Source organism: Parabacteroides gordonii MS-1 = DSM 23371 (assembly GCF_000969825.1).
Lineage (GTDB): Bacteria > Bacteroidota > Bacteroidia > Bacteroidales > Tannerellaceae > Parabacteroides > Parabacteroides gordonii.
This window is the reverse complement of record NZ_KQ033919.1, coordinates 1,282,966-1,309,041: the sequence shown is the minus strand read 5'-3', so window position 1 is coordinate 1,309,041 and position 26,076 is coordinate 1,282,966. Positions and strand designations below refer to the sequence as shown.

The 26,076-nt window shown below is 42.1% G+C and carries 22 protein-coding genes; 13 read left to right on the top strand and 9 right to left on the bottom strand.

Annotation, left to right across the window (positions count from 1 at the left end; all coding sequences use genetic code 11):
- Window positions 1–55: 55 nt before the first annotated feature.
- From HMPREF1536_RS05395 to HMPREF1536_RS05380, 4 genes are all read right to left on the bottom strand, one after another.
- Window positions 56–1,486, bottom strand: a complete 1,431-nt coding sequence (locus tag HMPREF1536_RS05395) for a RagB/SusD family nutrient uptake outer membrane protein (RefSeq protein WP_028730586.1) — start codon at window positions 1,484–1,486, stop codon at window positions 56–58.
- 13 nt (window positions 1,487–1,499) lie between these two features.
- Window positions 1,500–4,667, bottom strand: coding sequence for a SusC/RagA family TonB-linked outer membrane protein (locus HMPREF1536_RS05390; protein WP_028730585.1), 3,168 nt, complete (start codon window positions 4,665–4,667; stop codon window positions 1,500–1,502).
- Between the two features lie 1,259 nt (window positions 4,668–5,926).
- Complete coding sequence (locus tag HMPREF1536_RS05385) at window positions 5,927–7,423, bottom strand: butyryl-CoA:acetate CoA transferase (RefSeq protein WP_028730607.1); 1,497 nt, start codon at window positions 7,421–7,423, stop codon at window positions 5,927–5,929.
- Window positions 7,424–7,501: 78 nt separating this feature from the next.
- Complete coding sequence (locus HMPREF1536_RS05380; RefSeq protein WP_028730608.1) at window positions 7,502–7,939, bottom strand: hypothetical protein; 438 nt, start codon at window positions 7,937–7,939, stop codon at window positions 7,502–7,504.
- Between the two features lie 251 nt (window positions 7,940–8,190).
- Between HMPREF1536_RS05380 and miaB the strand changes: the two genes are divergently transcribed.
- From miaB to HMPREF1536_RS05330, 10 genes are all read left to right on the top strand, one after another.
- Window positions 8,191–9,561, top strand: a complete 1,371-nt coding sequence (gene miaB, locus HMPREF1536_RS05375) for a tRNA (N6-isopentenyl adenosine(37)-C2)-methylthiotransferase MiaB (RefSeq protein ID WP_028730609.1) — start codon at window positions 8,191–8,193, stop codon at window positions 9,559–9,561.
- A gap of 149 nt (window positions 9,562–9,710) precedes the next feature.
- Window positions 9,711–10,589 carry a cell division protein FtsX gene (locus HMPREF1536_RS05370; RefSeq protein ID WP_028730610.1) on the top strand — a complete coding sequence of 293 codons (879 nt, stop codon included), beginning with the start codon at window positions 9,711–9,713 and terminating at the stop codon, window positions 10,587–10,589.
- A gap of 15 nt (window positions 10,590–10,604) precedes the next feature.
- Window positions 10,605–10,847, top strand: coding sequence for a DUF3098 domain-containing protein (locus HMPREF1536_RS05365; RefSeq protein WP_028730611.1), 243 nt, complete (start codon window positions 10,605–10,607; stop codon window positions 10,845–10,847).
- The gene (locus HMPREF1536_RS05360; RefSeq protein WP_028730612.1) at window positions 10,844–11,644 is read left to right on the top strand and encodes an undecaprenyl-diphosphate phosphatase; all 801 of its coding nucleotides are present in this window, start codon (window positions 10,844–10,846) and stop codon (window positions 11,642–11,644) included. The genes HMPREF1536_RS05365 and HMPREF1536_RS05360 overlap by 4 nt, the downstream gene beginning before the upstream one ends.
- A gap of 6 nt (window positions 11,645–11,650) precedes the next feature.
- Window positions 11,651–12,382, top strand: a complete 732-nt coding sequence (gene truB, locus HMPREF1536_RS05355) for a tRNA pseudouridine(55) synthase TruB (protein ID WP_028730613.1) — start codon at window positions 11,651–11,653, stop codon at window positions 12,380–12,382.
- A 32-nt stretch (window positions 12,383–12,414) separates the two neighbouring features.
- Entirely contained in the window at window positions 12,415–13,464 is a 1,050-nt protein-coding gene (gene queA / locus HMPREF1536_RS05350) for a tRNA preQ1(34) S-adenosylmethionine ribosyltransferase-isomerase QueA (RefSeq protein WP_028730614.1), read from the top strand.
- An 11-nt stretch (window positions 13,465–13,475) separates the two neighbouring features.
- Window positions 13,476–13,925, top strand: a complete 450-nt coding sequence (gene folK, locus HMPREF1536_RS05345) for a 2-amino-4-hydroxy-6-hydroxymethyldihydropteridine diphosphokinase (protein WP_028730615.1) — start codon at window positions 13,476–13,478, stop codon at window positions 13,923–13,925.
- Window positions 13,926–13,980: 55 nt separating this feature from the next.
- Window positions 13,981–14,172, top strand: coding sequence for a hypothetical protein (locus tag HMPREF1536_RS05340; RefSeq protein ID WP_028730616.1), 192 nt, complete (start codon window positions 13,981–13,983; stop codon window positions 14,170–14,172).
- 242 nt (window positions 14,173–14,414) lie between these two features.
- Window positions 14,415–15,701, top strand: coding sequence for a methionine adenosyltransferase (gene metK, locus HMPREF1536_RS05335; protein ID WP_028730617.1), 1,287 nt, complete (start codon window positions 14,415–14,417; stop codon window positions 15,699–15,701).
- A 152-nt stretch (window positions 15,702–15,853) separates the two neighbouring features.
- Complete coding sequence (locus HMPREF1536_RS05330) at window positions 15,854–18,766, top strand: M16 family metallopeptidase (RefSeq protein WP_028730618.1); 2,913 nt, start codon at window positions 15,854–15,856, stop codon at window positions 18,764–18,766.
- A 35-nt stretch (window positions 18,767–18,801) separates the two neighbouring features.
- Here the strand turns inward: HMPREF1536_RS05330 and HMPREF1536_RS05325 are convergent, their stop codons facing one another.
- The 5 genes from HMPREF1536_RS05325 to HMPREF1536_RS05305 form a co-directional block, all read right to left on the bottom strand.
- On the bottom strand, window positions 18,802–19,572 hold the full coding sequence (locus HMPREF1536_RS05325; RefSeq protein ID WP_028730619.1) for an ABC transporter ATP-binding protein: 771 nt from the start codon (window positions 19,570–19,572) through the stop codon (window positions 18,802–18,804).
- A 3-nt stretch (window positions 19,573–19,575) separates the two neighbouring features.
- Window positions 19,576–20,322 (bottom strand): MlaE family ABC transporter permease, encoded by a 747-nt coding sequence (locus HMPREF1536_RS05320; protein WP_028730620.1) that lies wholly within the window; start codon window positions 20,320–20,322, stop codon window positions 19,576–19,578.
- A gap of 113 nt (window positions 20,323–20,435) precedes the next feature.
- Window positions 20,436–22,508 (bottom strand): cation:proton antiporter, encoded by a 2,073-nt coding sequence (locus HMPREF1536_RS05315; RefSeq protein ID WP_028730621.1) that lies wholly within the window; start codon window positions 22,506–22,508, stop codon window positions 20,436–20,438.
- Between the two features lie 42 nt (window positions 22,509–22,550).
- Entirely contained in the window at window positions 22,551–22,919 is a 369-nt protein-coding gene (locus HMPREF1536_RS05310) for a DUF234 domain-containing protein (RefSeq protein WP_028730622.1), read from the bottom strand.
- A 160-nt stretch (window positions 22,920–23,079) separates the two neighbouring features.
- A complete protein-coding gene (locus HMPREF1536_RS05305) occupies window positions 23,080–23,673 on the bottom strand; it encodes an HU family DNA-binding protein (RefSeq protein ID WP_028730623.1) in 594 nt (197 codons plus the stop codon).
- A 351-nt stretch (window positions 23,674–24,024) separates the two neighbouring features.
- Here HMPREF1536_RS05305 and HMPREF1536_RS05300 point away from each other — a divergent pair, with 351 nt between their 5' ends.
- From HMPREF1536_RS05300 to HMPREF1536_RS05295, 3 genes are all read left to right on the top strand, one after another.
- Entirely contained in the window at window positions 24,025–25,203 is a 1,179-nt protein-coding gene (locus HMPREF1536_RS05300) for a 6-bladed beta-propeller (protein ID WP_028730624.1), read from the top strand.
- A 32-nt stretch (window positions 25,204–25,235) separates the two neighbouring features.
- Window positions 25,236–25,382 (top strand): hypothetical protein, encoded by a 147-nt coding sequence (locus HMPREF1536_RS27835; protein ID WP_157395746.1) that lies wholly within the window; start codon window positions 25,236–25,238, stop codon window positions 25,380–25,382.
- Between the two features lie 100 nt (window positions 25,383–25,482).
- Window positions 25,483–25,701 carry a hypothetical protein gene (locus HMPREF1536_RS05295; RefSeq protein WP_209435516.1) on the top strand — a complete coding sequence of 73 codons (219 nt, stop codon included), beginning with the start codon at window positions 25,483–25,485 and terminating at the stop codon, window positions 25,699–25,701.
- Window positions 25,702–26,076: the final 375 nt, after the last annotated feature.

The window sequence follows — 26,076 nt, the reverse complement described above, 5'->3', positions numbered from 1 at the left end:
TATCGTATGTATAGGTTTTAATTAATGCTCCTACAATTGGTGCTTTTCCATTTGCTTACAACGGATTTTGCTCCATCAACGGATTAGCGTCCATTTCCTGTTTCGGTATCAGGAACAGAAGCTCTTTTGCTCCTGCTTCAAAATAACCAGCCTTGTCCCAGAACGTTTCATTGTGTCCTTTGTTGCGTCTGTCCATAGCGATATTCAAACGTTTGATATCGAACAGGCGGAAACCGTCTCCCCACAGATCGCAACGACGTTCCATTAAAATATGCTGGATCAAAGCCTCTCCTGTAACAGTCGGTTTCTGAGCTTCCGGATCGCGGTTTTTAGTCAGCTCGTAAATAACATCCTGCGCTTCCGTATCTCTATTCTGTCGTGCTAATGCTTCCGCTTCGATCAGATACATTTCTCCCGATTTCATATAGATATAATCGTTCGTCCACTCTCCAAAACCGGTAAATTTATAACCGATGCGATCTTCATCGAATAGCTGTTTGCGTTGGTCGCTATCAGCCATATAGTCGATGATTTCCGTACTGCCTAATTTAAAGCTACCCATGGATGCATATCCTCCGAAATCCGGATCCACATGCGAAAAGAAAGAGGCGTAACTGGTCTGCTGCTCATCGATCAGTACAGCTCCCCAGATCCATTCGCTGTCATTGGCATCGTTCCAACCATTTTTATAATTACTGGTCAGGGCATACCCTTGACGTGCCTTGTGTGCCATATCGGCTGCGGTAGCCCAATCACCGGTTGTCAAGGCAAAACGGGCTTTGAAACCTTGTGCGACATTCAAATTGATATGCGATTTATTCGGACGGGATTCATCCGACTCGGTCAATAATGTAATAGCTTGATCGATATCGCTGAAAATCTGTTCATATACAGCCTCGACCGTAGACCGGGGTTTAGCTTCTCCACTATTATCTAGGATCAAAGGAACACCTAACTGGCTGTTATTTCCGCTATAATCATAACGATTGGCAAACATCTGTACTAACTGCCAATACGAATAAGCCCGGTAAGCCAATGCCTGTCCTTTTATGTTCTTAACAAGACTCTCGTTCAAAGCGGCATCGGAAGCTTCATCTATATTAGCAAGAAGTAAATTCGAATTATCTATGACATCATAGTAATACGACCAGGTAAATTCCAGGTCTTCCGAATTGATGTTCCGGCTATTCAGATATTGATACCAGGCAACGAACCAACCGTATCCACGTTCCAGTTGCAAGTAGTCATCTGCCATAAAGTCTATAATGATATCAATGGATTTCTGACCGAATCGTCCATGATTGTCATAGTACGCGTAGGTAGAACGGTGAATGCCGTTAAGTGCTGTTTCCGCACCGTTTACCGTAGAGAACAGACTCTCGTCTGTAACACTGTTAGTCGGAACCCTTTCCAGGTAATCCTCGCTGCATCCCGAAGTAATTAGCAGAGATGTGCCTAATATAATGGAATAAATTATTTTTTTCATTGCTTGATCGATTTTAGAATGTTACATTAATACCTAAACTCACTACACGATTCGGTACATACGTATAATCAGATGTACCGTTAAAACTTTGCTGAGGATCCATTCCTTTGCGTTTGCTCAGCAGGAACAGGTTATCACCGGTCAGAAAGACTTTGCAGTTTTTCATATCCAGCTTCTTCTGAATGGATTTTGGCAATGTATAGGAGAATGTGACGTTTTTCAGAGCCAGATAGCTGGCATTGGTCAGCCAACGTGAAGAAGCAGCACTGGCTGCTGTATAGTTATTCTGCAAGCGGGGAACATTTGTTACATCACCTGGATTTTGCCAACGATCCCGGATATCTGTAGACCAATGTGTGCCGAACGATCCGGGGTGCATTAAACCAGCGTAATTAGAATCGTACATCTTTCCTCCGATCTGATAACTGAAGAATATAGACAAGTCGAAACCTTTATAACTAAAGCTGTTGGTAAAACCACCATACAAATCAGGAATAGCATCCCCCATATAATAATAGCTGGCAGCATTCTGGTCTTTAGTCGTTTCACGACCGGTTACATTGCCGTTCTCATCCTCGATATCTTTGTAATACAGTGCACTACCGTCTTGCGTATCGACACCGGCATATTCCCGTAGCCAAAAATCATAAATAGAGTGTCCTTCGGAAAGTTTTTTAGTGCCGTTAATGATCTCTTGCGGATTACCGTCAGAATCTTTCGGCATCTTTGTGATCTTATTTTTAAAGAATGTTGCATTCAGGTCGAGGCTCCACCGAAAATCTGATTTTTTGAAAATATCGAAACCTAATGTAAGTTCCAATCCTGTATTACGCATCGTTCCGATATTTTGCCACATATATTCAATGCCGGTAGATTGTGGTCTTGGAGCTTTGAAGAGCAAATTGCTGGATACACGGTTGAATACGTCTACTTCACCACGGAAGAAGTCGAATAAAGCCAGTTCCACACCAACATTCAGGTTCGAGTTCTTTTCCCATTCTAGGTCTTTGTTCAAAAGCTGGCTATGCACAGCGCCATTCAGGTTTCCGTTATTTTTGTCATCGAACGAATACAGGCTTTGCCATCCGAAATAGATCGGATCTCCCCACTCATCCAGGATATTGTCGTTACCCTGCTGTCCGTAAGACGCTTTCAGTTTCAGATTGTCTATCCATTTGTAGTCTTTGATGAAATCTTCCTCGCTCAAGCGCCAGGATGCACCTAGCGACCAGAATGTGCCCCAACGGGAGTCTTTATAGAATCGTGATGTTCCGTCGTAACGGAATGAACCGGACAAATAGTATTTATTTGCGTAGTCATAATTTGCCTGAAACAGATAACCTTCCAAGCTGTATTCGTTCGTATAAGAAGTAGATCCTTCGGCTACGGAACCGGCAACGATCTCTGTTGTCGGAATGGTGAATCCTGTACGGGTAGCCTCCAGATAACGATATGTGTACATATAGTTTTCGTGTCCTCCCAGTAATGCCAGACTGTGGTCACCAAACGACTTGTTCCAGGTTAAGATCTGATTGAATGTATATGAATTCTTTTTGATATAATTTTTAGTGGAACGTCCGGATACACCTTCCGCATCACCATACATGTTGTTCTGATAGGTGGTTTTATAATCGTTACTGATATCCGTGTTGCCTGAAATTTTCAATGTGAAATCTTTCAGGAATTTAATTTCAGCAGATACACGTGCTGAAATCATATTACGCTCTGTTGAACGGTCGTCGAGTGGCAATGTGACCATTAAGTTAGAATTAGGAGCATATTGGCGGGTATGGCCGGCCCAGGCGTAAGGAGAACTTCCGCCCCCCATATCATACATCACATCACCATTGCTGTCGCGTACGATTTGTCCGTTACCGTCATATTGGTAAATCGGATAGATGGGGGCCATCATGCGTCCGTAATAGAATGGGTTGGTAGTGTAAGTCCCTTCCGCCAAAAAACCGTTTTGATTGGAAGTGGCTCCGGATAAGCCTGCATCAACTTTCAACCATGAATTAATCTGGCTCGTTAAACCGACACGTCCGGTGAAACGTTCGAAATCCGACCATTTAACCATTCCCTCTTCATTCGTATAAGAGGCGGAAGCAAAAAATGTCGAGTTCTGTGTCCCTCCATTTACAGAAACGTTGTACTCCTGGCGCAAAGCTGTACGTGCGAGCTCTTTATTCCAGTCGTCATTATACAACAGACGGGCATTGGGATTCAGTTTCCCATCTGTTCCTATCAACTGGTCATTCGCCACATTGTAGCTGTTGTAGCCACCCAGCTTGCCGACGATACCATTTTTATCACCTCCACTGGCTGTTGCTGCAGCTTGTTCAGGTGTGTAACCATTGTTGTTCACTAATGCATTACGCCAACCTTCCCACATTAATTCATAGTATTCACCTGTACTTACGCGATTATATTCGGGAATAGCACGTGAAACGACACCTAAATTTACTTTTGCGTTCAATTGAACTTTACCGGATGTACCTTTTTTAGTTGTGATCATTATCACACCATTTGCACCACGGGCTCCATACAAAGCAGCCGAAGTTGCATCTTTCAGAACGGTAATGCTGGCAATATCTTCCGTGTTGATTGTACTGATATCACCGTCAAAAGGTGCGCCGTCCACTACATACAACGGATCGTTCGATGCATTTACAGAACCTACACCACGGATCTGGATTTTTGCATTATCGCCAGGCATACCGGTACTTCCTGTTACCTGAATACCAGGGGCAGCTCCTTCCAGTGCTTTCGTTAATGACGCTGCCTGGAGATTTTCCAGCTTATCCGTTTTGATATTTGCTGCTGAACCTGTAAATGACGACTTTTTGGCCGTCCCGTAAGCAACTACCATTACTTCATCCAATTCGGTTGAAGCTGTATTCAATACAACATGCATAATGTTTTGAACGGGGACTTCCTTTCCTACCATCCCCACATAAGAAAACATCAATGTTTTGGTTGTATTAGGCACTTCTAAAGAGAAAGCCCCATTGTGATCCGATACTGTACCGATAGTGGTACCTTTTACTATTACAGAAGCACCAATAATGGGTTCATTGTCTTCTGCCGAAATAATAGTACCTGTTACTTGCCTCATCTGAGCAATTACCATACTTATCCCCATAAATAGGAATAGCATTGCTAAAGTTAACTTTTTCATCATAGACATCTTTTTTTATTAATAAAGAATATATTCACCAGAGTCTTTGAAGAACTACGTCAATTATTTTATGTGCAATAAATCGTTTTTTCTTAATGTTTGTTTGTGTTATGGATTCTCATATTAACTTTGATATTGAAAGTAACATATCTGTATCGTCCTACTTATGTTTTAAATTTGACCAATTCTAAATGCTTGTGATATAAGAGAGTATTGATCATATAATAAAATATGTCCAAATTCAAACGATAAAATCTCAATATTAGTATATAATCTCACATAAAAACGATTTTATGTGTGATTATATACTAAAAATGTAATTATTTTGTTTGAATTGGCAGAGATTTAATAATGAGGCAAATACTCCCAAATTTCACCAGGGTTTAGTTTCCTTAAAATTTAAGATTAAAGGACGACGATACTTATAAATTAATCTCATTTTCAAATTTATTAAGAGAGTTTACAAAGCAAACAGAATTATAGAGAAAAAGATATATTACACAATAACAAATTAGCAGAGTTCTTCAAAGACTCTGTATGTAATTCAATGGAAGGTCTAATAACTTCCTTGGCGTCAGTTACTTTTCATCAACAACAATAACAGTTGTATTATATATTATTGAAAGCAGGAGATTAATAGTACATATGTTAATCCTTTTTAATAGATCTATCAGCATTGCATGGTGTCGATTTTTTTATATTGTGTCCAGGTTTCTTTATAAGGATAATTGTTGTTTATCAGTATATTACGCTGTATGGTTCATGTGGTTTTCTGTTACGGTTTTGAATTTTCAAATCTATGCTAAGGTAGAAAGTAAGTATCATGCCTTTACTAAGGTAAATCAATCGTCAAATTCTAGTCCTGTTTTTCATATGGCCATTGAAAACAAGTTTCTGTGTGAGTTTCACTCTTTTATGGTGTCATAATTTGTTGGTTCTAAAGAATAAATGATGAGGTAAGAATAATTATCATAAGATAATGGTATGATATATAGTAAATAATCCATTTGTAAGGAGGGAAAAGATACGGCTTTGACATCCGGTAAAGAAAGGACTGCTGGAGAAAGATTTTGTAACTAAGGAAGGCGCGTATTATATGGTTTATGATCGTTTCTTTACTTTGTGGCTGAAACGAAACTTTTAGAAGAGAACAGCAGTTTTTCTTAGTGTTATAATCAATGTCATCATGAAACAACTAAATAAAAGAGCCTGGAGTGTTCATTATCACTCCAGGCTCCTTTGTTTTATTTAAAGTAACAAACTTACTTATTATACTTGCTCCAGTCTACATTGTGCATATCGCCGCTTGTAGCCAGTTCTTCGTGGAATGCGAAGCAACATTTCAGGTTCTGCGGAGTATGGCCTTTTACGCCCATTGCCAGATATTCTCTCAGCAACGGCTGGTAATCCGGATGAACACAATTGTCGATGATGCAGTTGGCACGTTCGATCGGAGATTTTCCGCGCAGGTCGGCTACACCATATTCAGAGATGATGATCTTTACAGAGTGTTCGCTATGATCCAGGTGAGATACCATTGGAACGAAAGCACTGATCTTTCCGTCTTTTGCTGTAGAAGGAGTTGTGAAGATCGACAACATCGCAGAACGGGTAAAGTCGCCCGAACCACCGATACCGTTCATCATTCTTGTTCCTGATACGTGTGTAGAGTTGATGTTACCGAAGATGTCGGCTTCCAAAGCAGTGTTGATAGCGATCAGTCCTAAACGGCGGGCAACTTCCGGGTTGTTGGAAATTTCCTGCGGACGAAGAAGGATCTTATCTTTGAAGAAGTCCAGGTTGCCGTAAATTTCACGGATCACTTCATTACTTACAGATAATGAACAACCACTGGCGAATTTCACGCGACCTTCTTTCATCAGGCTGATAACTGCATCCTGAATAACTTCCGTATATACATTGAATGCAGGAATTTCTTTATTTGCACCCATGCAACCCAAAACAGCGTTGGCTACATTACCTACACCGCTTTGCAGGGGAACGAATTCTTTCGGCAGACGACCTGCTTTGATTTCACTTACCAGGAAGTCGGCAACATTCTTACCGATAGCCATCGTTACGTCATCCAGCGGAGAGAACTTACCGCCTTCATTCGGTTCTTCAGTCTTTACGATACCGACGATTTTAGCCGGATCTACTTTAATATAAGGAGTACCGATACGGTCGGACGGAGTATATACAGGGATTTCGCGACGGTAAGGAGGATCGGCAGGCTCGTAGATATCGTGCATACCGCGAATTTCTTTCGGATGTCTGCTGTTCAACTCGATGATGATGCGGTCGGCCATACGGCAAACGGTAGGAACGATACCCACACCACTGGTAGGGATGATTTCACCGTCTTCGGTTACATCGGCAGCTTCAACGATCGCTACATCGATCTTTCCCAGAAAACCATAACGCAAGTCCTGTGCCAACTCAGACAGGTGCATATCGAAATACTGTGCTCCGTGAGCATTCAGCAATGCGCGCAGATCTTTGTTGGATTGATACGGTGTACGGAATTTAATAGCATTGGCGCGAGCTAGTTCGCCATCCAGTTTATCACCGGTGGAAGCTCCCGTAAACATACCGATCTGAAAAGGATTACCTTTTTCGTGTTCTTCCATCGCTTTTTTAGCAATGGCACCCGGAACAACCTTCGGGCATCCGGCTGGTGTAAAACCACTGAATCCAACGTTGTCGTTGTGATGAACGAACGAAGCAGCTTCTTCAGCTGTAATGAATTTTAAAGCCATGATATTATACTGTTTTATATTAGATAAATACTTATTGGTCAGCTAAACGGCTGCAAAGGTATTAAAAAAGAATGTAGATTAATACTTGCGGTTAAGTATTTCTGAGTAAATAACAGCTTTTCTTAACTCTTCGGCGTTATTGAACTCAATATCCTCTAAAAGAGAGTGTTCATCTTCGGTCGGGAAATTCATTGGCCGGGACGAACTTATTTTTGATTGACGGATTTCCTGCTCGGCTGTCAGGAAAGGATTAGGATGTTGTATCTCTTTTTTATTTTTTTTCTTGTCGGGAAGCGTTTTCGTTATGCTTTTGGGTTTGGGGCGTTCGGTGGTAACCTCTTCGAGAATTTCCCAAAAGCCTTTGCCAGAGGGAGTCTGCTCCTCTTGTGTTGAATCGTATTCGGGTTGTCCCAACACCTGAGTCGGACGTTTTTTCTTGTTCTTTGAACTGAATAAACCGCTCAATGCTGCAACTACCAGGAAAACAATATATATCCAATCACCCAGGTTATCCATAACTTTGATTATTTTTGCACTCCAAATGTACGAAGAATTATTGAATAGTGAAAGAGGAAAGAATTATAAAGGGTATAAAAGTAAATAAGGGTAACTTCACAGCCACCCTTATTCGATTTAACCAAAACCTTAACTATGAAAAAATTTACGTTTTTCGTATGCAAATATAATTGTCGAATTTGAACTGTGCAAGCCTTTGGCGGTTTATTTTTATAGAATACGTGTATTTAAATTTTATTAACGGTAACAAAATGACGAATCAGGAAAGTGGCGCAGACTTAAAATCTGCTGCCGGAAATGAGGAGAAGAAATTGTTCATTGAGACTTACGGATGTCAGATGAATGTAGCGGACAGTGAAGTGGTGGCTTCCATTATGAAGATGGATGGATATGCCATGACCGACAAGATCGAAGAGGCGGATGCAGTCTTTGTAAATACCTGCTCGGTTCGTGATAACGCGGAGCAGAAAATTTACGGACGGCTTCAGTATTTCCAATCGTTGAAACGGAAAAAAAAGTCACTGATCGTGGGCGTACTGGGATGTATGGCCGAACGGGTGAAGGAGGAGTTGATCAACGTGCATCACGCCGATCTGGTAGTTGGGCCTGATTCCTATATGGATCTGCCTAACCTGGTGGGAGCAGTCGAGCATGGAGAAAAAGCAATCAACGTGGAGTTGTCTACGCAGGAGACTTATAAGGATGTGATCCCTTTGAAGTTGGGAGGCGTGCATATCTCCGGTTTCGTGTCGATTATGCGCGGGTGCAATAATTTTTGTACCTATTGTATCGTTCCTTATACGCGTGGTCGCGAACGCAGCCGCGATGTGGAAAGTATCCTGAATGAGATACGGGACATGCGTGATCAAGGGTATAAGGAAGTGACCCTGTTGGGGCAGAATGTAAATTCGTATGCTTTTGAAAAGGAGGGGGAAACGGTTACTTTCCCGATGTTGTTGGAACGTGTCGCACTGGAAGCTCCGGATATGCGCATCCGTTTTGTAACCTCTCACCCGAAAGATATGAGTGACGATACACTCCGTGTGATTGCTGCACATAATAATATATGTAAGTATATCCATCTTCCGGCACAATCAGGTAGTTCGAAAATATTGAAAGTCATGAATCGTAAATATACCCGCGAGTGGTATCTGGATCGCATTGCCGCTATCCGCCGTATCGTTCCTGAAGCATCTATCGCTACCGACCTGTTTTGTGGTTTCCATTCCGAAACGGAAGAAGACTATCAGGAAACACTTTCATTGATGCGTGAAGTGAGATATGATGCCGCTTTCCTTTTCAAATATTCTGAACGTCCGGGCACTTACGCAGCCAAGCATCTTCCCGATACAGTTGAGGAAGAAGAAAAAGTACGTCGTTTGCAGGGAATGATCGATCTGCAGAACCAGTTATCCGAAGAGAGTAACCTGCGGGATGTCGGTAAAGAGTTTGAAGTGCTGGTGGAGGGCTTTTCCAAACGTTCTCGCGAGCAGTTATTCGGGCGCACCAGCCAGAACAAAGTCGTTATCTTCGATAAGAAGAATTATAAAGTCGGTCAGTTTGTAAAAGTACGGATCACCCGTGCTTCTTCCGCTACTTTGTTTGGCGAAACGATAGAATGATTTGGGTGAATCGGCAGATCCTGATATAGTTAAATAATTGTAATCTGCTGACTGTCTCACAATTTATTCGTTCTTTTGCAGAAAAATTGGGAGGTATGTGCTCTGTACATATCTCCTCAATTTGTTGAATAATAATAAGGTTACGTCTGATGGCTGAAAATAATAAGGTTAGCTCGGTTTCTTTCTTTAATTCTCGTCTTACGTCTATTATCAGTATTGCTCTGGTGCTCTTTCTGCTGGGCTTGATTTTACTGATGGGGTTGCTGGGGAATAAGTTATCGGTCTATGTCAAGGAGAACATTTCATTTTCAATTGTATTAAAGGATAACCAGAAAGAGGCTGACATTAAGAAAATGCAGAAAAGCCTGGATGCGCTTCCCTTTATCAAATCTACCGAATATATATCTAAAGAACAAGCGGCAAAAGAACTGGAAGAAGAATTGGGAGAGAACCCTGAAACATTCCTGGGCTTTAATCCTCTGCAAGCCTCAATCGAAGTAAAACTGCATTCCGAATATGCAAACCCGGACAGCTTGCAGCACATCGAGAAAAAAATTAAAACATATACTTCTGTTTCCGACTTGCTATATCGTAAGGATATGATGCAGATGGTGAATGATAATATGAAACGTGTAAGTATTATATTGCTTACGCTGGCTGTTATGTTGATGGCCATATCATTTGTACTGATCAGTAATACGATCCGGTTATTGATCTATTCCAAACGTTTTTTGATCCATACCATGAAATTGGTAGGGGCGACTTCCGGTTTTATACGCCGGCCTTTTGTCCGTTATAATGTGGTAAGTGGTATTTTTGCCTCTATCCTTGCAATATTGATGCTGACCGGTTCGTTATATTATTTACAACACGAATTGGACGGCTTTATTCAATTATTGGATATGAAGGCTTTACTGGTGGTTTATGCGGCTGTATTCCTGTTGGGGATCTTGCTGTCGATTACGGCTACCATTTTTGCTGTAAACAAGTACCTCCGTATGGGTGTTGATAAGTTGTATTATATCTAAAATAAACAAAGAGAGATGGCTAAAAGAGATTTTGCATTCGGTAAAGAAAATTTTATCCTGATTGCAGCTGCGGTAGCAGTAATCATTATTGGTTTTGTGTTGATGAGTGGTGGTGGATCAGGCGATACAACCAGTTTTAATCCGGAAATATTCAGTACTCGTCGTATTGTTGTTGCACCGGTGGTAACTGTGATCGGTTTCGGTCTGATGATTGTAGGAATCCTGAAGAACAGTAAAGGCAAAGAAGTAGCTGAATGAGTTGGTTAGAAGCCTTAGTGCTGGGAATCGTACAGGGACTGACAGAGTATCTTCCTGTAAGCAGCAGCGGTCATCTGGCAATCGGATCGGCTCTGTTTGGTATTGAAGGAGAAGAGAATCTGGCATTTACGATCGTAGTCCATGTGGCTACGGTGTTTAGTACATTAGTTATACTCTGGAAAGAGATCGAATGGATATTCCGCGGGTTGTTCAAATTTGAGATGAATAGCGAAACACGTTATGCGATCAATATCCTGATCTCGATGATACCGATCGGTATTGTCGGAGTGTTTTTTAAAGATACGGTCGAAGCTATTTTTGGCTCGGGATTGCTTATTGTCGGTTGTATGTTGCTGGTGACGGCGGCGTTGCTGGCATTCTCTTATTATGCAAAACCCCGTCAGAAAGAGAATATTTCGATGAAAGATGCCTTTATTATCGGTTTGTCACAGGCTTGTGCGGTCTTACCCGGACTTTCACGTTCAGGAACAACGATTGCTACCGGTTTGTTATTGGGTAATAATAAGGCGAAACTGGCTCAGTTCTCCTTCCTGATGGTGATCCCTCCGATTTTGGGAGAAGCCTTGCTGGATATACTGAAGTTGGTGAAGGGCGAAGATATTGCCGGAGATATTCCGACACTTTCGCTGGTCGTTGGTTTTGTAGCTGCTTTCCTTTCCGGTTGTCTGGCTTGTAAGTGGATGATCAATATTGTGAAAAAAGGAAAGTTGATCTACTTTGCTATTTATTGTGCAATAGCCGGTTTGGTTACTATTGCATGTACATTGATGAAGTAATATAGAATGGATTTTATAGCAGGAGAGGTTTTATATTTTAACAAGCCGCTGACGTGGACTTCGTTCGATCTGGTAAACAAGTTCCGGTATAAGTTGTCGCGGAAACTAAAAGTAAAAAAGATAAAGGTCGGACATGCAGGGACGCTTGATCCGTTGGCTACCGGGGTAATGATCGTTTGTACCGGCAAGGCAACAAAAAGGATCGATGAGTTCCAGTATCAGACTAAAGAATACGTTGCTACGCTGAAACTGGGTGAAACGACGCCTTCTTTCGATCTGGAGAAGGAAGTGGATGCTGTATATCCGACAGAACATATAACCCGGGAGATGGTGGAAGAGGTGCTGAGCTCGTTTGTAGGTACTATTCAGCAGATCCCCCCGGTTTTTTCTGCTTGTAAAGTCGATGGGAAGCGTGCTTATGAACTGGCGCGTAAGGGTGAAGAAGTGGAGTTGAAGTCGAAGACACTGGTGATCGACGAAATGGAGTTGCTGGAATGTAACCTGCCGGTCATTAAGATCCGCGTGGTATGTAGTAAAGGTACTTATATCCGTGCATTGGCCCGTGATATCGGTGTAGCCTTACATTCGGGAGCTCATCTGATCGGGTTGGAACGTACCCGGATCGGAGATATAACATTGGATAAATGCATGAATCCGGAAGATATCGATGCTTTTCTGGAGGAAGCGGTGGGGGACTGTCCGGCTGGTGAAGTTGAAGCAGTATCCTCTGACAAATGATAAAAATGAAAGAAAATAAATAAAGTAACATTATGAAGCTATCTAAATTCAAATTTAATTTACCGGAGGATTTGATCGCTCTTCATCCTGCAAAGAACAGAGATGAGTCCCGCATGATGGTTGTTAATCGTAACACCGGAGAAATTGAGCACAAAGTATTTAAAGACCTGTTGGACTATTTTGGAGAAAAAGATGTGTTCATCTTCAATAACACAAAGGTATTCCCTGCCCGTTTATACGGTAACAAGGAAAAGACTGGTGCACGTATTGAAGTGTTTTTGCTGCGTGAACTGAATGAAGACCTGCGTCTTTGGGATGTACTGGTTGATCCGGCCCGTAAGATCCGTATCGGTAACAAGCTTTATTTCGGAGAAGATGACTCGATGGTTGCTGAAGTAATTGACAATACTACTTCACGTGGCCGTACATTGCGTTTCCTGTATGACGGAAACCATGACGAGTTTAAAAAAGCATTATATGCATTGGGTGAAACCCCGCTGCCTAAATATATCGACCGTCCGGTTGAACCGGATGACGAAGATCGTTATCAGAACATATTTGCTACGGAAGAAGGTGCTGTTGTTGCTCCTGCTGCCGGTCTGCACTTCAGCCGCGAGCTGATGAAACGTCTGGAAATTAAGGATTGTCGCTTCGCTTTCCTGACAGTTCATTCCGGACTGGGTAATTTCCGTGAAATCGACGTGGAAGACCTGACCAAACATAAGATGGACTCGGAACAGATGATCGTAAACGGGGATGTTGTCGATATCGTAAACAAAGGTAAAGACGACGGACGTCAGATCTGTGCCGTGGGTACTTCTGTGATGCGTGCTATTGAAACGGCAGTAAGTACGGACGGACACTTGAAAGAATTCGAAGGATGGACGAATAAGTTCATTTTCCCGCCGTATGATTTCAGTGTGGCAACCAGTATGATCACAAACTTCCATATGCCTTTGTCTACTCTTCTGATGATGACTGCTTCATTCGGCGGTTATGATCTGATCATGGATGCTTACGAAGTGGCATTGAAGGAAAAGTACCGTTTCGGTGCTTACGGTGACGCTATGCTGATCTTATAAAAACGTAGATTATGGCTATTGCATACCTTGCTTTAGGTACGAATATAGGAAATAAAAGACGGAATATGATAACAGCCGCAGCGCTGTTAGCCGAAAGGGTGGGAGACGTTCTCGCCCTTTCCGGTTTTTACGAAACGGAGCCTTGGGGATTTCAGTCTGACAATACATTCCTGAATGCAGCCTTGCAGCTGGAAACAGGTTTGCCGCCGTTGGAATTACTGAAGGCAACCCAAGAGATCGAATTGGAGATGGGACGTACGCAGAAGAGCAACGGGGCATATCACGACCGTATTATCGATATCGATATTTTGCTGTATGACGATCTTATTTTACAGACTCCTGAGCTGACCTTACCGCATCCGTTGATGCATGAGCGTCAGTTTGTAATGGAACCACTGGCTGAGATTGCTCCGAATGTGATCCATCCGGTATTCAAAAAGCCTGTGGTCTCTCTCATGTAAGCACAACATTTTGTGCTTTCCAGCTGTTTTTTAAACATCAAATAAAGATAAAACAATGAACGATATAGAAAAAATCCTGACGGGTGGTGGTATGGTCTTCAAGAAAAAGGCCAGTGATGAAAATGCCGGAGAAAAGAAAATCAAATACTCTGATTTTCTGAAAGGTACTCACAAATCAGGCTCTGCCAAAATGAAGGCTGAGTATAAGTACAAAAAGGCACTTCGTAACACCAAGAAGAAAAAATAATTTTCAATTTTCAATTTTGAATTGTCAATAAATTCTTATCTTTGCAACCGAATTGATGTGGATAGATTTGTATTGCTTGCAACCACAGGAAAAAATGCTAAAAACAAGATACTTTTCTTAGCCGTTCGGCATACATGATCCTTCCGTTATCAATTCGTTATTAATAATCAATTGTCAGTATCAGGTTCCGGTTTATAGTTTTTATAACTGTCACTTGTCACCTGTCAACTAATTTAAAAGTAATGAGTTATTTATTCACCTCCGAATCGGTGTCCGAAGGGCACCCCGATAAAGTAGCCGATCAGATATCGGATGCTTTGCTGGATGAGTTTCTTGCTTACGACAAGAACTCGAAAGTTGCTTGCGAAACCCTTGTTACAACCGGACAGGTTGTCTTGGCTGGAGAAGTTAAATCAAGTGCTTATGTAGATGTGCAGGACGTAGCACGTAGCGTGATCGAAAAGATTGGTTACACAAAGAGTGAATACCAGTTTGAAGCGAAATCATGCGGTGTGTTCTCTTCTATCCACGAACAGAGTGGCGACATTAACCGTGGTGTTGAACGCGAAGACCCTTATAACCAGGGTGCCGGCGACCAGGGTATGATGTTTGGCTATGCTACAAATGAAACTGAAAATTACATGCCTCTGGCTCTGGATCTTTCACATAGTTTGTTGTGGGAACTGGCTGGAATTCGTAAGAATGAAAATGACCTGATGCCTTATCTCCGTCCGGATGCAAAGAGCCAGGTTACTATTGAATACGATGATAATGGTAAACCGTTACGCATCGATACGATCGTTGTATCTACCCAGCATGACGAATTTATCGGCCCGAAGGGCATCAGCCAGGAAGAGGCTGATATCGCCATGCAGAAAAAGATTGCAGCTGATGTAAAGAATATCCTCGTACCTCGTGTAAAAGCACAGTATCCGGCTCATGTACAGGCATTGTTTAACGATGACATCATTTATCATGTAAATCCGACCGGAAAGTTCGTGATCGGTGGCCCTCATGGCGATACCGGTCTGACTGGCCGTAAGATCATTGTAGATACTTATGGTGGTAAGGGTGCACACGGTGGTGGTGCTTTCTCCGGTAAAGACCCCTCGAAAGTAGACCGTTCAGCCGCTTATGCAGCTCGTCATATTGCAAAGAACCTGGTAGCTGCCGGTGTTGCAGATGAAATGCTGGTACAGGTTTCTTATGCGATCGGCGTAGCTAAACCGATGAACATCTTTGTAAACACATTCGGTCGTTCGAATGTGAAGATGACGGATGGCGAGATCGCAGAAAAGATCTGGGATATTTTCGATATGCGTCCGAAAGCGATCGAAGAGCGTCTGAAGTTACGTAACCCGATCTATCTGGAAACAGCCTCTTACGGACACATGGGACGTAAGCCGGAAGTAGTAACAAAAACATTTACCTCCCGTTATAACCCGAAACCAACCATCTGCGAAGTTGAGTTGTTTACCTGGGAAAAACTGGATTATGTAGATAAAGTGAAAGAAGCATTCGGCATCTGATATCCGGAATAAGTATAGGAAGGCGATTATTGCATATTGTTGCGATAATCGCTTTTTTTTGTCTAATAACCAAGAAATTACTTGTTTATGGAGGCTTATTTACTTATATTTTCATATATTTGGCTCCTAAGTAATCCCTAAATCTAAATCTTATGCGTAGAATTGTTCAGCTTTTTTCTTTGGCTGTAGTTATTTTACTGGCTGCAGCATGTAAGGAGACTTCCCCGTTTAAGTACGAGACAGTCCCTAATGACCCCATGAAAGCACGTATCTATACGCTGGATAACGGCTTGAAAGTGTATTTGACCGTAAACAAAGAGACTCCGCGTATTCAGACTTATATTGCAGTAAGGGTTGGCGGGAAGAATGACCCGGCTGAAACGACCGGGTTGGCACATTACTTTGAACATTTGATGTTTAAAGGTACGCAGAAGTTCGGTACTCAGAATTATGAGATGGAAAAACCGATGCTGGATCAAATCGAGCAGCTGTTTGAAGTCTACCGGAAGACTACGGATGAAGGGGAACGGAAAGCTATTTATCATCAGATAGACAGTATTTCTTATGAAGCGTCGAAATATGCCATTCCGAACGAATATGATAAACTGATGTCGGCCATCGGGGCAAACGGGACAAATGCGTATACGGGCTTCGATATGACTGTCTATACCGAAGACATACCTTCGAACCAGATCGATAACTGGGCTAAAATACAGGCAGACCGTTTTGAGAATAATGTGATACGTGGTTTCCATACCGAACTGGAAACTGTTTACGAAGAAAAGAATATGTCTCTGACGAGTGATGGACGTAAGGTGTATGAAGCTGTTCTGAACGCCCTTTTCCCCGACCATCCTTACGGGACACAGACCGTTTTGGGAACGCAGGAGAACCTGAAGAACCCTTCTATCATTAATATAAAAAATTATCATAAGACCTGGTATGTACCTAATAATATGGCAATTTGTATGTCCGGTGATTTTGATCCCGACCAGACTATTGCCATAATCAATAAATATTTCAACCATTTACAGCCGAATCCGAATCTGCCGGAATTGCCGGTGACACATGAATCACCCGTCAAGGTTCCGGTTGTTAAGGAAGTACTAGGGCTGGATGCTGAAAATGTGACATTAGGCTGGCGTTTTCCCGGAGCAGCATCTCCGGAACAAGATTTGTTGAATCTGACGGGAGAGATTGTTCAGAACGGAAAGGCAGGCTTGATGGATATCGACTTGGTACAACAGCAGAAAGTGCTCAGTTGCTATGCCGGTACGTATGGTATGGCTGATTATAACGCATTTGTGATGAGTGGCCGTCCGAAACAAGGACAGACACTTGACGATGTGAAGGATCTTTTCCTGGCTGAGATCGATAAATTGAAAAAAGGAGACTTTGATGAAGGGCTGTTGGAAGCTGCCATCAACAATTATAAACTGATGCAGATGTATCGTCTGGATAATAATTACAGTCGTGCCGATATGTTTGTCTCTTCATTTATTAATGGTGTGGACTGGAAAGATGAGGTTGCTCAGTTGGATAGGATGAGCAAGATCACCAAGCCCCAGATCGTTGAATTCGCGAATAAATATTTTGGTGACAACTATGCCCTTATTTATAAACGGGAAGGCAAAGACCCGAATGAAAAGAAAATAGATAAACCGAAGATCACTCCGATCGTAATGAATCGCGACAGTTCAAGTGTCTTCCTGAAAGAGATCCAGGCTTCAAATGTGACCCCTATCGAACCGGTATTCCTGGATTATGATAAAGACCTGCAGAAACTGACCGCTAAATCCGGTATTCCTGTTCTTTACAAGCAAAATACAACGAACGATATATTCTCGTTAATGTATGTATTTGACATGGGGAATGATAATGATAAGGCAATGGGTACAGCCTTTGAATACATGAAATATCTCGGAACATCAAAGAAAAGCCTGAAGGAGATAAATGAAGAATTTTATCGTTTGGCATGTTATTTCAGTGTATTCCCCGGTTCCGATCGCACTTATGTGATGTTGGAGGGTTTACAGGAAAAGATGCCGCAGGCAATGGCTTTGTTTGAAGAACTACTGGCGGATGCCCAGGTTAATAAGGATACATACGCAAATCTGGCAGATGATATCTTGAAGAAAAGAGCTGATGCAAAATTGAATCAGGGACAGAATTTCAATAAACTGATTCAATATGCTATTTGGGGGCCCAACTCTTCTGCTACTCATGTGCTGACAACTGCCGAGTTGCAACAGATGGATCCGCAGGAACTCGTAGACCGTATCCGTAAGATAAACTCATACGAACATACTATCATGTATTATGGCCCGGAGAAAACACAGGCATTGCTGGATATTATTGAGAAATACCACAATGTTCCTGCAACGTTGAATCCGGTTCCGGCAGCCGCAGACTTTAAGCAACAGGAAACTACCGGAAATAAAGTCTTACTGGCGCAATACGATGCCAAACAGATCTATTTCTCTGCTGTCTCTAACCGGGGTGAGAAATTTGATCCGGCTATCCAGCCTACGTTGAATATGTATAATGAGTATTTTGGAGGAGGAATGAATGCTATTGTATTCCAGGAAATGCGTGAAGCACGCGGTCTGGCTTATTCCGCCGGGGCGTTCCTTATTACCCCTTCCAAATTAAAATATCCGTATGTATATCGTACGTTCATCGCGACTCAAAATGACAAGATGATCGATGCTATGAAAGCTTTTGATGATATAATCAATAATATGCCTGAATCGGAAAAAGCTTTCGAGCTGGCTAAGGATGCGTTGATCACGCGTTTGCGTACAGATCGTATCACAAAATCGAATGTGTTATGGTCGTATATGAATGCACAGGATATGGGACTGAACGTAGATAGCCGCAAAGAGCTTTACGAAAAGGCACCATCCATGACTTTGGACGAGATTAAAGCTTTCCAGGAAAAATGGGTGAAAGGTCGTAAGTATACCTATTGCGTGCTTGGTGACGAAAAAGATCTGGATCTGAAAGCCCTTTCCGAGTATGGGCCGATCACTAAACTAAGTAAAGAGGAACTGTTCGGGTACTAAATAAAAAAGCTCCGGTCGACCGACCGGAGTTTTTTTTATCCTTCTTCCTGTTGCATCTCCACCTCCTTAACCTTTCGGAACAGGTCGGATGCAAAGATAAAGTCATTCAGGGCTTTATTGTTAGAAGTAATGACCTGGTCTTTTGTCCCCTGCCATTCTTTGACACCTTCCTTGATGAAGATGATATTTTCTCCGATATTCATCACCGAGTTCATATCGTGGGTGTTAATGACAGTCGTCATCTTATATTCAGTCGTAATATCGTGGATCAGGTCGTCTATCAACAAAGAAGTCTTTGGGTCGAGGCCTGAGTTCGGCTCATCACAAAAGAGATATTTCGGATTTAATGAAATGGCACGGGCGATAGCTGCACGTTTCATCATACCACCACTGATCTCGGACGGATACAAATGCTCGGCTTCCGAAAGGTTTACACGCTCCAGGCAGAACATCGCTCTCTTTTCCCTTTCTTTAAAAGAGTCTTTAGAAAACATATTAAGGGGGAACATTACGTTTTCAAGAACCGTCATGCTGTCGAACAGGGCCGAACCCTGAAACAACATACCCATTTCCCGGCGGAGCATATTAAGCTCTAATTTCCCCATTGAAGTCAAATCGCGGCCGTCATACAGGATCTCACCTGAATCCGGTTTCATCAGCCCGATAATATTTTTGATCAAAACCGTCTTACCGGAACCGCTTCGTCCGATAATAAGATTGGTTTTACCCGTTTCGAAGACGGCACTGATATTATTCAGTACGGTACGACCTTCAAATGATTTCGTTATATTTTTTACTTCTATCATTTCTTACGTAAGCATTAAATGGGTCATTATTACGTCTGCCAGCAGGATCATGATACTGCTCATTACTACAGCGTTTGTACTGGCTTTACCAACTTCAAGCGCACCTCCTTTTACATAGTACCCGAAATAAGCGGCTATCGATGAGATAATGAAGGCATAAACCACTGATTTTATAATAGAATACCAAATATAGAATTCATTGAAATAGAACTGCAATCCGTATTCGAAAGAAGCGGGGGTCATTCCCGTTCCCGTCGAGTGACTGGCTGCAATACCTCCCAGCATACCGGTGAACATACTGAATACAACCAATACTGGAATAAAGATCATCAGCCCGGCAATTTTCGGCATGATCAGGAAATTAGCCGAATTTACCCCCATGATTTCCATCGCATCGATTTGTTCCGTTACGCGCATGGTTCCGATCTCGGAAGCAATATTACTTCCCACCTTACCGGCCAGGATCAAACACATGATAGAAGATGAAAACTCAAGCAGGATAATCTCACGGGTCGTATATCCGATTGTAAATTTAGGGATCAACGGAGAGCTGATATTCAGCGATATCTGAATAGCGATAACCGTACCTATAAAGACTGAAATGATTATTACGATCCAGAGGGAATCGACTCCCAGTTTATAGATCTCTTTTATCAATTGTTTGAAGAACATGCTCCATCTGTCAGGTATTGATATGGATTTCCCCATCAACATGACATATTCTCCCATTCTATGTAATGCTTTATTCATCATTTTTTGAAGTACTTATCTGTTCCAGTCTGCAAATATAACTGAAATATGTCAACAACTGTTCACGCTTTATGATTTTATAGCTTAATCGAATGCGTATGAAAATCCTATTTTTATGTCAGATACCTTGTACTTTCATCCATGCTCGCCTGTATCGGGTAGGAGAGGATGAAGCTGTTGGACTGGAAATATTTATTCAGATATCCCGGAATACGGGGCATTACAGGGTCATACGACAAACCTTCCTTCCGGCTGAAGATCACCCACATGCTGTCGTCCGCTTTCACATCCCGGAAAACGATCAGAAAATCGTCCCAATCGCTGAAGTGGGTATAGGATATTTCTCCTGCCCTTTTGGCGAACAGCTTTTTGATAGCTTTTAAGGTGTCGTCGGAGCCGTAAAAGACCACTTTTGCGCCGGTGTTCTGCAATACATTCCATACCCGGTTCATGATCTGTATGAAACCGATCTCTTTCTCGGCCTGATCAGGGATGATGATCAGATGGCGTTTGATGGTTGAAAGCGGTTGTACCGGTTTGTAAATAAATGTCGTCACACTGCTGTGTTGCAGCACGTTCTCCACGATATTTCCCAGGAAGGCTGCCGGGATATCCTTCTCCTTATGTAGTCCGAGGACGAGGTCGGTTATTTCACGCTCCTTGACTACGCTGGTGATCGCATTGGAGATGCTCAGGTCGTACCGGAGCAGCCCTTTTAAGCGTGTGTCTGTGGCGGCTGCCGTATCGACGGCGGTTTGCAGTACCCGCCTGGATGATTTCAGCGCTTTCTCGTCCGAGTTATTATGGTTGTCTATCACTTTAAGCGCATATAACCCGCTGGTATTGGTTTTCGATTTGACGGCCAGGCTGAGGTGTACTAATTCTTCCACCGTTTCTTCATTGCTGACAGGGATCAGGATATGCTCGTCTTTCGCCTCATTGTCGTCTTTTTCTTCTTCCGACTCTTTCATGGCAATGTTGTGGGCTCCTTTCTGGGCGGAGAAAGAGGCAATCGCACAGGTCACCAGGATCATCAGGATCGTTCCGTTCAGGACACTTTCATTCAACAGGCGGATCGGTTCGCCGTCCGGTGTTGTTCCCAGTATGACATTATAACCGACCATTACTGCGGCTAGTGTGGCGGCAGCCTGCGCATTGCTAAGTCCGAAAATAACGCTTCGCTGGTCTACCGAGAGCCGGAACGTTTTTTGGGTCAGCCATGCGGCCGCATATTTGGCGGCTGTTGCTACAATGATCATCACTACTCCGACTTTAATCGTTTCAAAGCTGGTGAAAAAAGCCCGGTAATCGATCAGCATTCCGACACTCAGCAGGAAGAAGGGAATAAAGATGGCATTACCGACAAATTCCACGCGGTTCATCAACGGCGAACTTTGCGGGATCAGCCTGTTCAGTGCCAACCCTGCCAGGAAAGAGCCGATAATAGCTTCCATCCCCGCCAATTGCGCCAGGAAGGCTCCAAAGAAAACCATCGAGAGCACAAAGATATATTGTGAAATATTATCGTGTACCCTTTTAAAGAACCAGCGTCCGATAAAAGGAAATACAAGCAGTACGAACAAAGCGAAAACAACGACCGATATGCCTAGACGTATCCAGAAAGCATCATCCGCATTGCCTGTCGCCATGCCGACAATGATCGTCAGCACAAGCAAAGCCAGTGTATCCGTGATCATCGTTCCCCCGACGGTAATACTCACAGCATTATTCTTGCTGATCCCCAGTTTACTGATGATCGGGTAGGCGATCAGCGTGTGCGAAGCAAACATACTGGCAAGCAACACCGATGTCTCTATGCTGAAATTAAGTACCCATAATCCGGTTGCTGTCCCTAAGATCATTGGGATCAGGAAGGTGTACATCCCGAAAGTAAGGCTTTTCCCACTGTTCTTTTTAAAATCCCCCATATCGATTTCCAACCCGGCCAGAAACATGATATAAAGCAATCCGGCCGTTCCCGAAAGAATGATACTGCTATCCCGTAGCACCAGGTTAAAACCGTTCGGCCCGATAATGGCCCCGGCAATGATCAATCCGAGCAAATGAGGCACCCTCAGTTTGTTCAGCAGGAGCGGAGCTGCCAATATAATAAGCAGGATCAGTAAGAATTTCAATACCGGATCTGCCAGTGGCAGGGTGAAGTCTATGTTTGAGAGTAATATCATATCGACGGAGGTTTAATCTATTCAACGTTTCTGTTCTGCTGTTTACATATCTTGCAGTGACAAGCCTTTTATATCCAATGTGTAATGCGATAATTGTTTCTGTATGGAAGCAACTTTTTCATATAGACGAGCTATATTAATCTTATTTGGATTTCGTTTGACTTCAGCTATTAATGTCTTTCCATCAAAGCGATTGAGGGCGATAAGGTCGATTTCATTTTCTCCCTTGTTGTCCCAATAATTACCGATGTCCGTAATGTCTTCACTTTCAGCAATCATGTCTCTGAAATAACGTTCCAGTATATGCCCGCTGTACTGTTCATAGTTCTTTAAGATGAATTTTTCAAGCATATCGTTTTTTCCTAATTCTATCATAGACAGGTTGGGGAATATAAAACGGAACCAAAACATCAGATAATTATCATTCAGGCACCAGCGGCTGTTTCTGCTTTCCGGTTCGGTTCTGTTTTAATGATGGTTAATTTAATGGCCATTACATTAATGGTCATTGCAAAGATACTTTTTGTTCTTCAATTCTGCAAATCTCTTATATGTTGAATTTTCGCTGTGGTTAAAACGACTGTATGTACATTGTTTGTTTACCTTTGCCGACCTGAATCAGTTTGTTGCTGTCCATCAGCGATTTCAGATCATTCAGAGCCATGAACCGGCTGCAATGATTTATCTGCATGCCGGTACTGCAATTTATACATTTGCTATCTTTAACCTCTTTCATTATATTCTCCAGGCGTTGTTCCTGTGTGAGTTTTTCTGTATTCGCCTTTTTCACCGCTTCCAGCCCTGCTTCCCGTATCTGGCTTTTCAAGGATGTTGCGCAACGGAAACTGACCGAGTCGGCTTCTGCAACTACTTTGTTTTTGCCATTTTCATCCGTTTCGATCCGGCTTTTCAGGGTAGGGGTGAAATATCCCAGTCCATCCAATTCGATACTGTTCCCTTCCGACAGATAAAATCCCATCCAGAAATTCAGTGCTTCCAATACCCCTTTTACATCGGCCGATGAAATGGTGCTCGACATCGAGATCATCTTACACATATATTTAGTGTCGAGTGTCCCTTGCGAAATGATCCGTGCATGCGGAACCTGTTTGTCTTCCCTGTCTCCCGGGACAGGGGTCTTATACCATCCGAATTTTATACTCATTGCTATCTTTATTTAAATTAATACCAGTCGGAGCTATTTTTTGTCCCAAACAAAAATTCATTCTGCTAATATCGAATGAAAAGAGATCAATTATCAAATGGAAGAAGCATATATGTGCTTTATTCGTTTGATATATATCAAATGCAAAAAGGTTTGAATACAAATATAATACCGTAAAGAAGGAATTGTACCGGCATACGGTACCTTTTTGTATATTTTATGTACTAATTGCATATAAATATTGGGATTAAATAATTTTGGCTCTCTTCGCTACGTAATTCTCGTAATAATACGTATCTTTCGAAATTGAATAAGATTCAATGCAAGCATAATATATAAAAACAAAAAATCATGAAGACACAACAACTCATCTTATTACTTTCCTTCTTTTTAATAGGGATTCAATTAATAAGTTCTCAATCGAAAACAGGAGACTTGCCGGTTTTTGATTTTTCAAAAGACTATCCTCAAAAAAAGTTACGTCTTCAGGATATGGCAGATATTGAGTATGTGCCGTTGGAGACGACAGATGATATTTTGTTAGGTGGTTCATCGGTACTCTCGGCTGTTACGGATAAATATATTCTTGTACATGAAGCTCGATTAGGAGATATATTTGTTTTCGATCGTAAAACAGGAAAGCTCTATTCTCATTTTAATCACAAAGGACAAGGAGGTATGGAGTATACTTGGATTAAAAATGGTACTATTTTGGATGAAAAGAAGGAGGAGATATATGTCTGTTCTCAATTTATTCTGGTTTATTCACTAAAGGGAGAATATAAGCGAACGTTGAAAATAAATGGATTTGATAATGATATGAAAATTTTCAATTTTGATGATGAATCCCTATTTATATACGATGATGTAATTGTTGAACCTGGGCGTGAAAGCAAGACTAAAAAAGATCCTTATCGTCTTGTTTCCAAAAAAGACGGCAGTTTGATTGCCATGTTGGGACTTCATTTTTCGAAAAGATATTCAAATGCTATACCTCAAAAATTAGAAGGAAACAAATGGAGATCTTTTCAATTTTATTATCCACAGAACATGCATTATGGTCAGAATTTAATGATTGCAGATATATCGTCTGATACGCTATATCAATTATCTCCGGAAAAAGAATTAATCCCTCTATTGCTCCGTACACCGTCAACTCATGCCTCTGAACCTCGGAATATATGGTTCCCCTTTGTGACAACTGATAAATTTTTGCTGATAGGTACGTTTCTTTTAGATTTTAATTCGACAGGTGGAAAAACTCCAGCATTTATGTATGATATTAAAACCGGAGAAATAAATAAAGTATCGATTTTGGATGCAGAATATGACACGAGAGCTTGGAGTCAGGGTAGATGGGAGCCAAGCGGATCTCCTGCTATCGCAAAGAATATGTATGCCGAATTTATTCAGGCATCATCTGTGATAGATGCCTATAAAGGAAAACGATTGAAAGGAAATGGGCCGAAAATTGCGAAGACACTTGTCGAGGACGATAATCCGGTAGTCAGGATTCTTAAATTCAAGTAAAATTTATATTTTTAATCTCAAATGTCACTAGTATGAAAGCTTCAATAATACCTGTAGTCGATTTGTCGGAATTGCTTGAAGAACAATGCGATAAAGTTTTATTGTCTTTATATGATAATGAGTCTAATTGCTGGTATAAAGACCAGGAAAGAGACCCGGCCGGTTTGCTTTCTTTGTAAGTCGAAGAAACCTCGGTCAGCTAAAGACATCATAAGAAAACGTTTGATCCTGTTCTGGAAACGTTGGGGAAATAAGATAAACCGATTAAGTACGGAAGATTTGTGTAATCATGAAAATAGAATCTTAGCCAGTCTTGTAAGAAGTGCATATACCAGCATGACCCGTCAGGTGAAATGTGCACTAAACGCTCAAAGAAAAGCGGAATACAAACGTGAAGCTTTAGCAAATGCATTGTTTTGCCAAAGAAAAAAAGAAGAAAGAGAAGAAGATATTAGCGACGGTGCAAAAACCTGCAAGGGTTTAAAGATTCATCTCTAGAAAAAGATGAGACTCGAAACTAGAAAAAACTGAGCTATCCCGGCCCTCGAAGAGGGCCAACTGACTTAACCGCTGGTGAAGCGAAGCGCAACCTGCGGTAAGCAGACAATAGAGACAGATCGTCCCCGAAGGGGGCGAATAAGAGCGACAGAAAAGCACCCCTATTCGCCCTCTTCGAGGACGGTTATCAGACGCAGTTTTAACCGCAGGTTACGCTTCGCTTCACCAGCGGTTAACATAGTAGGCCCTCTTCGAGGCCCTCAAGGATGCAATAACAGTCACAGCTGTATAGCTCACTTCTGGCAAGAACTGAAACACTCATTTCTGTCAATAATTGAAACATCCATCTCTACCAAGATCTTTTACAAGCTCCTT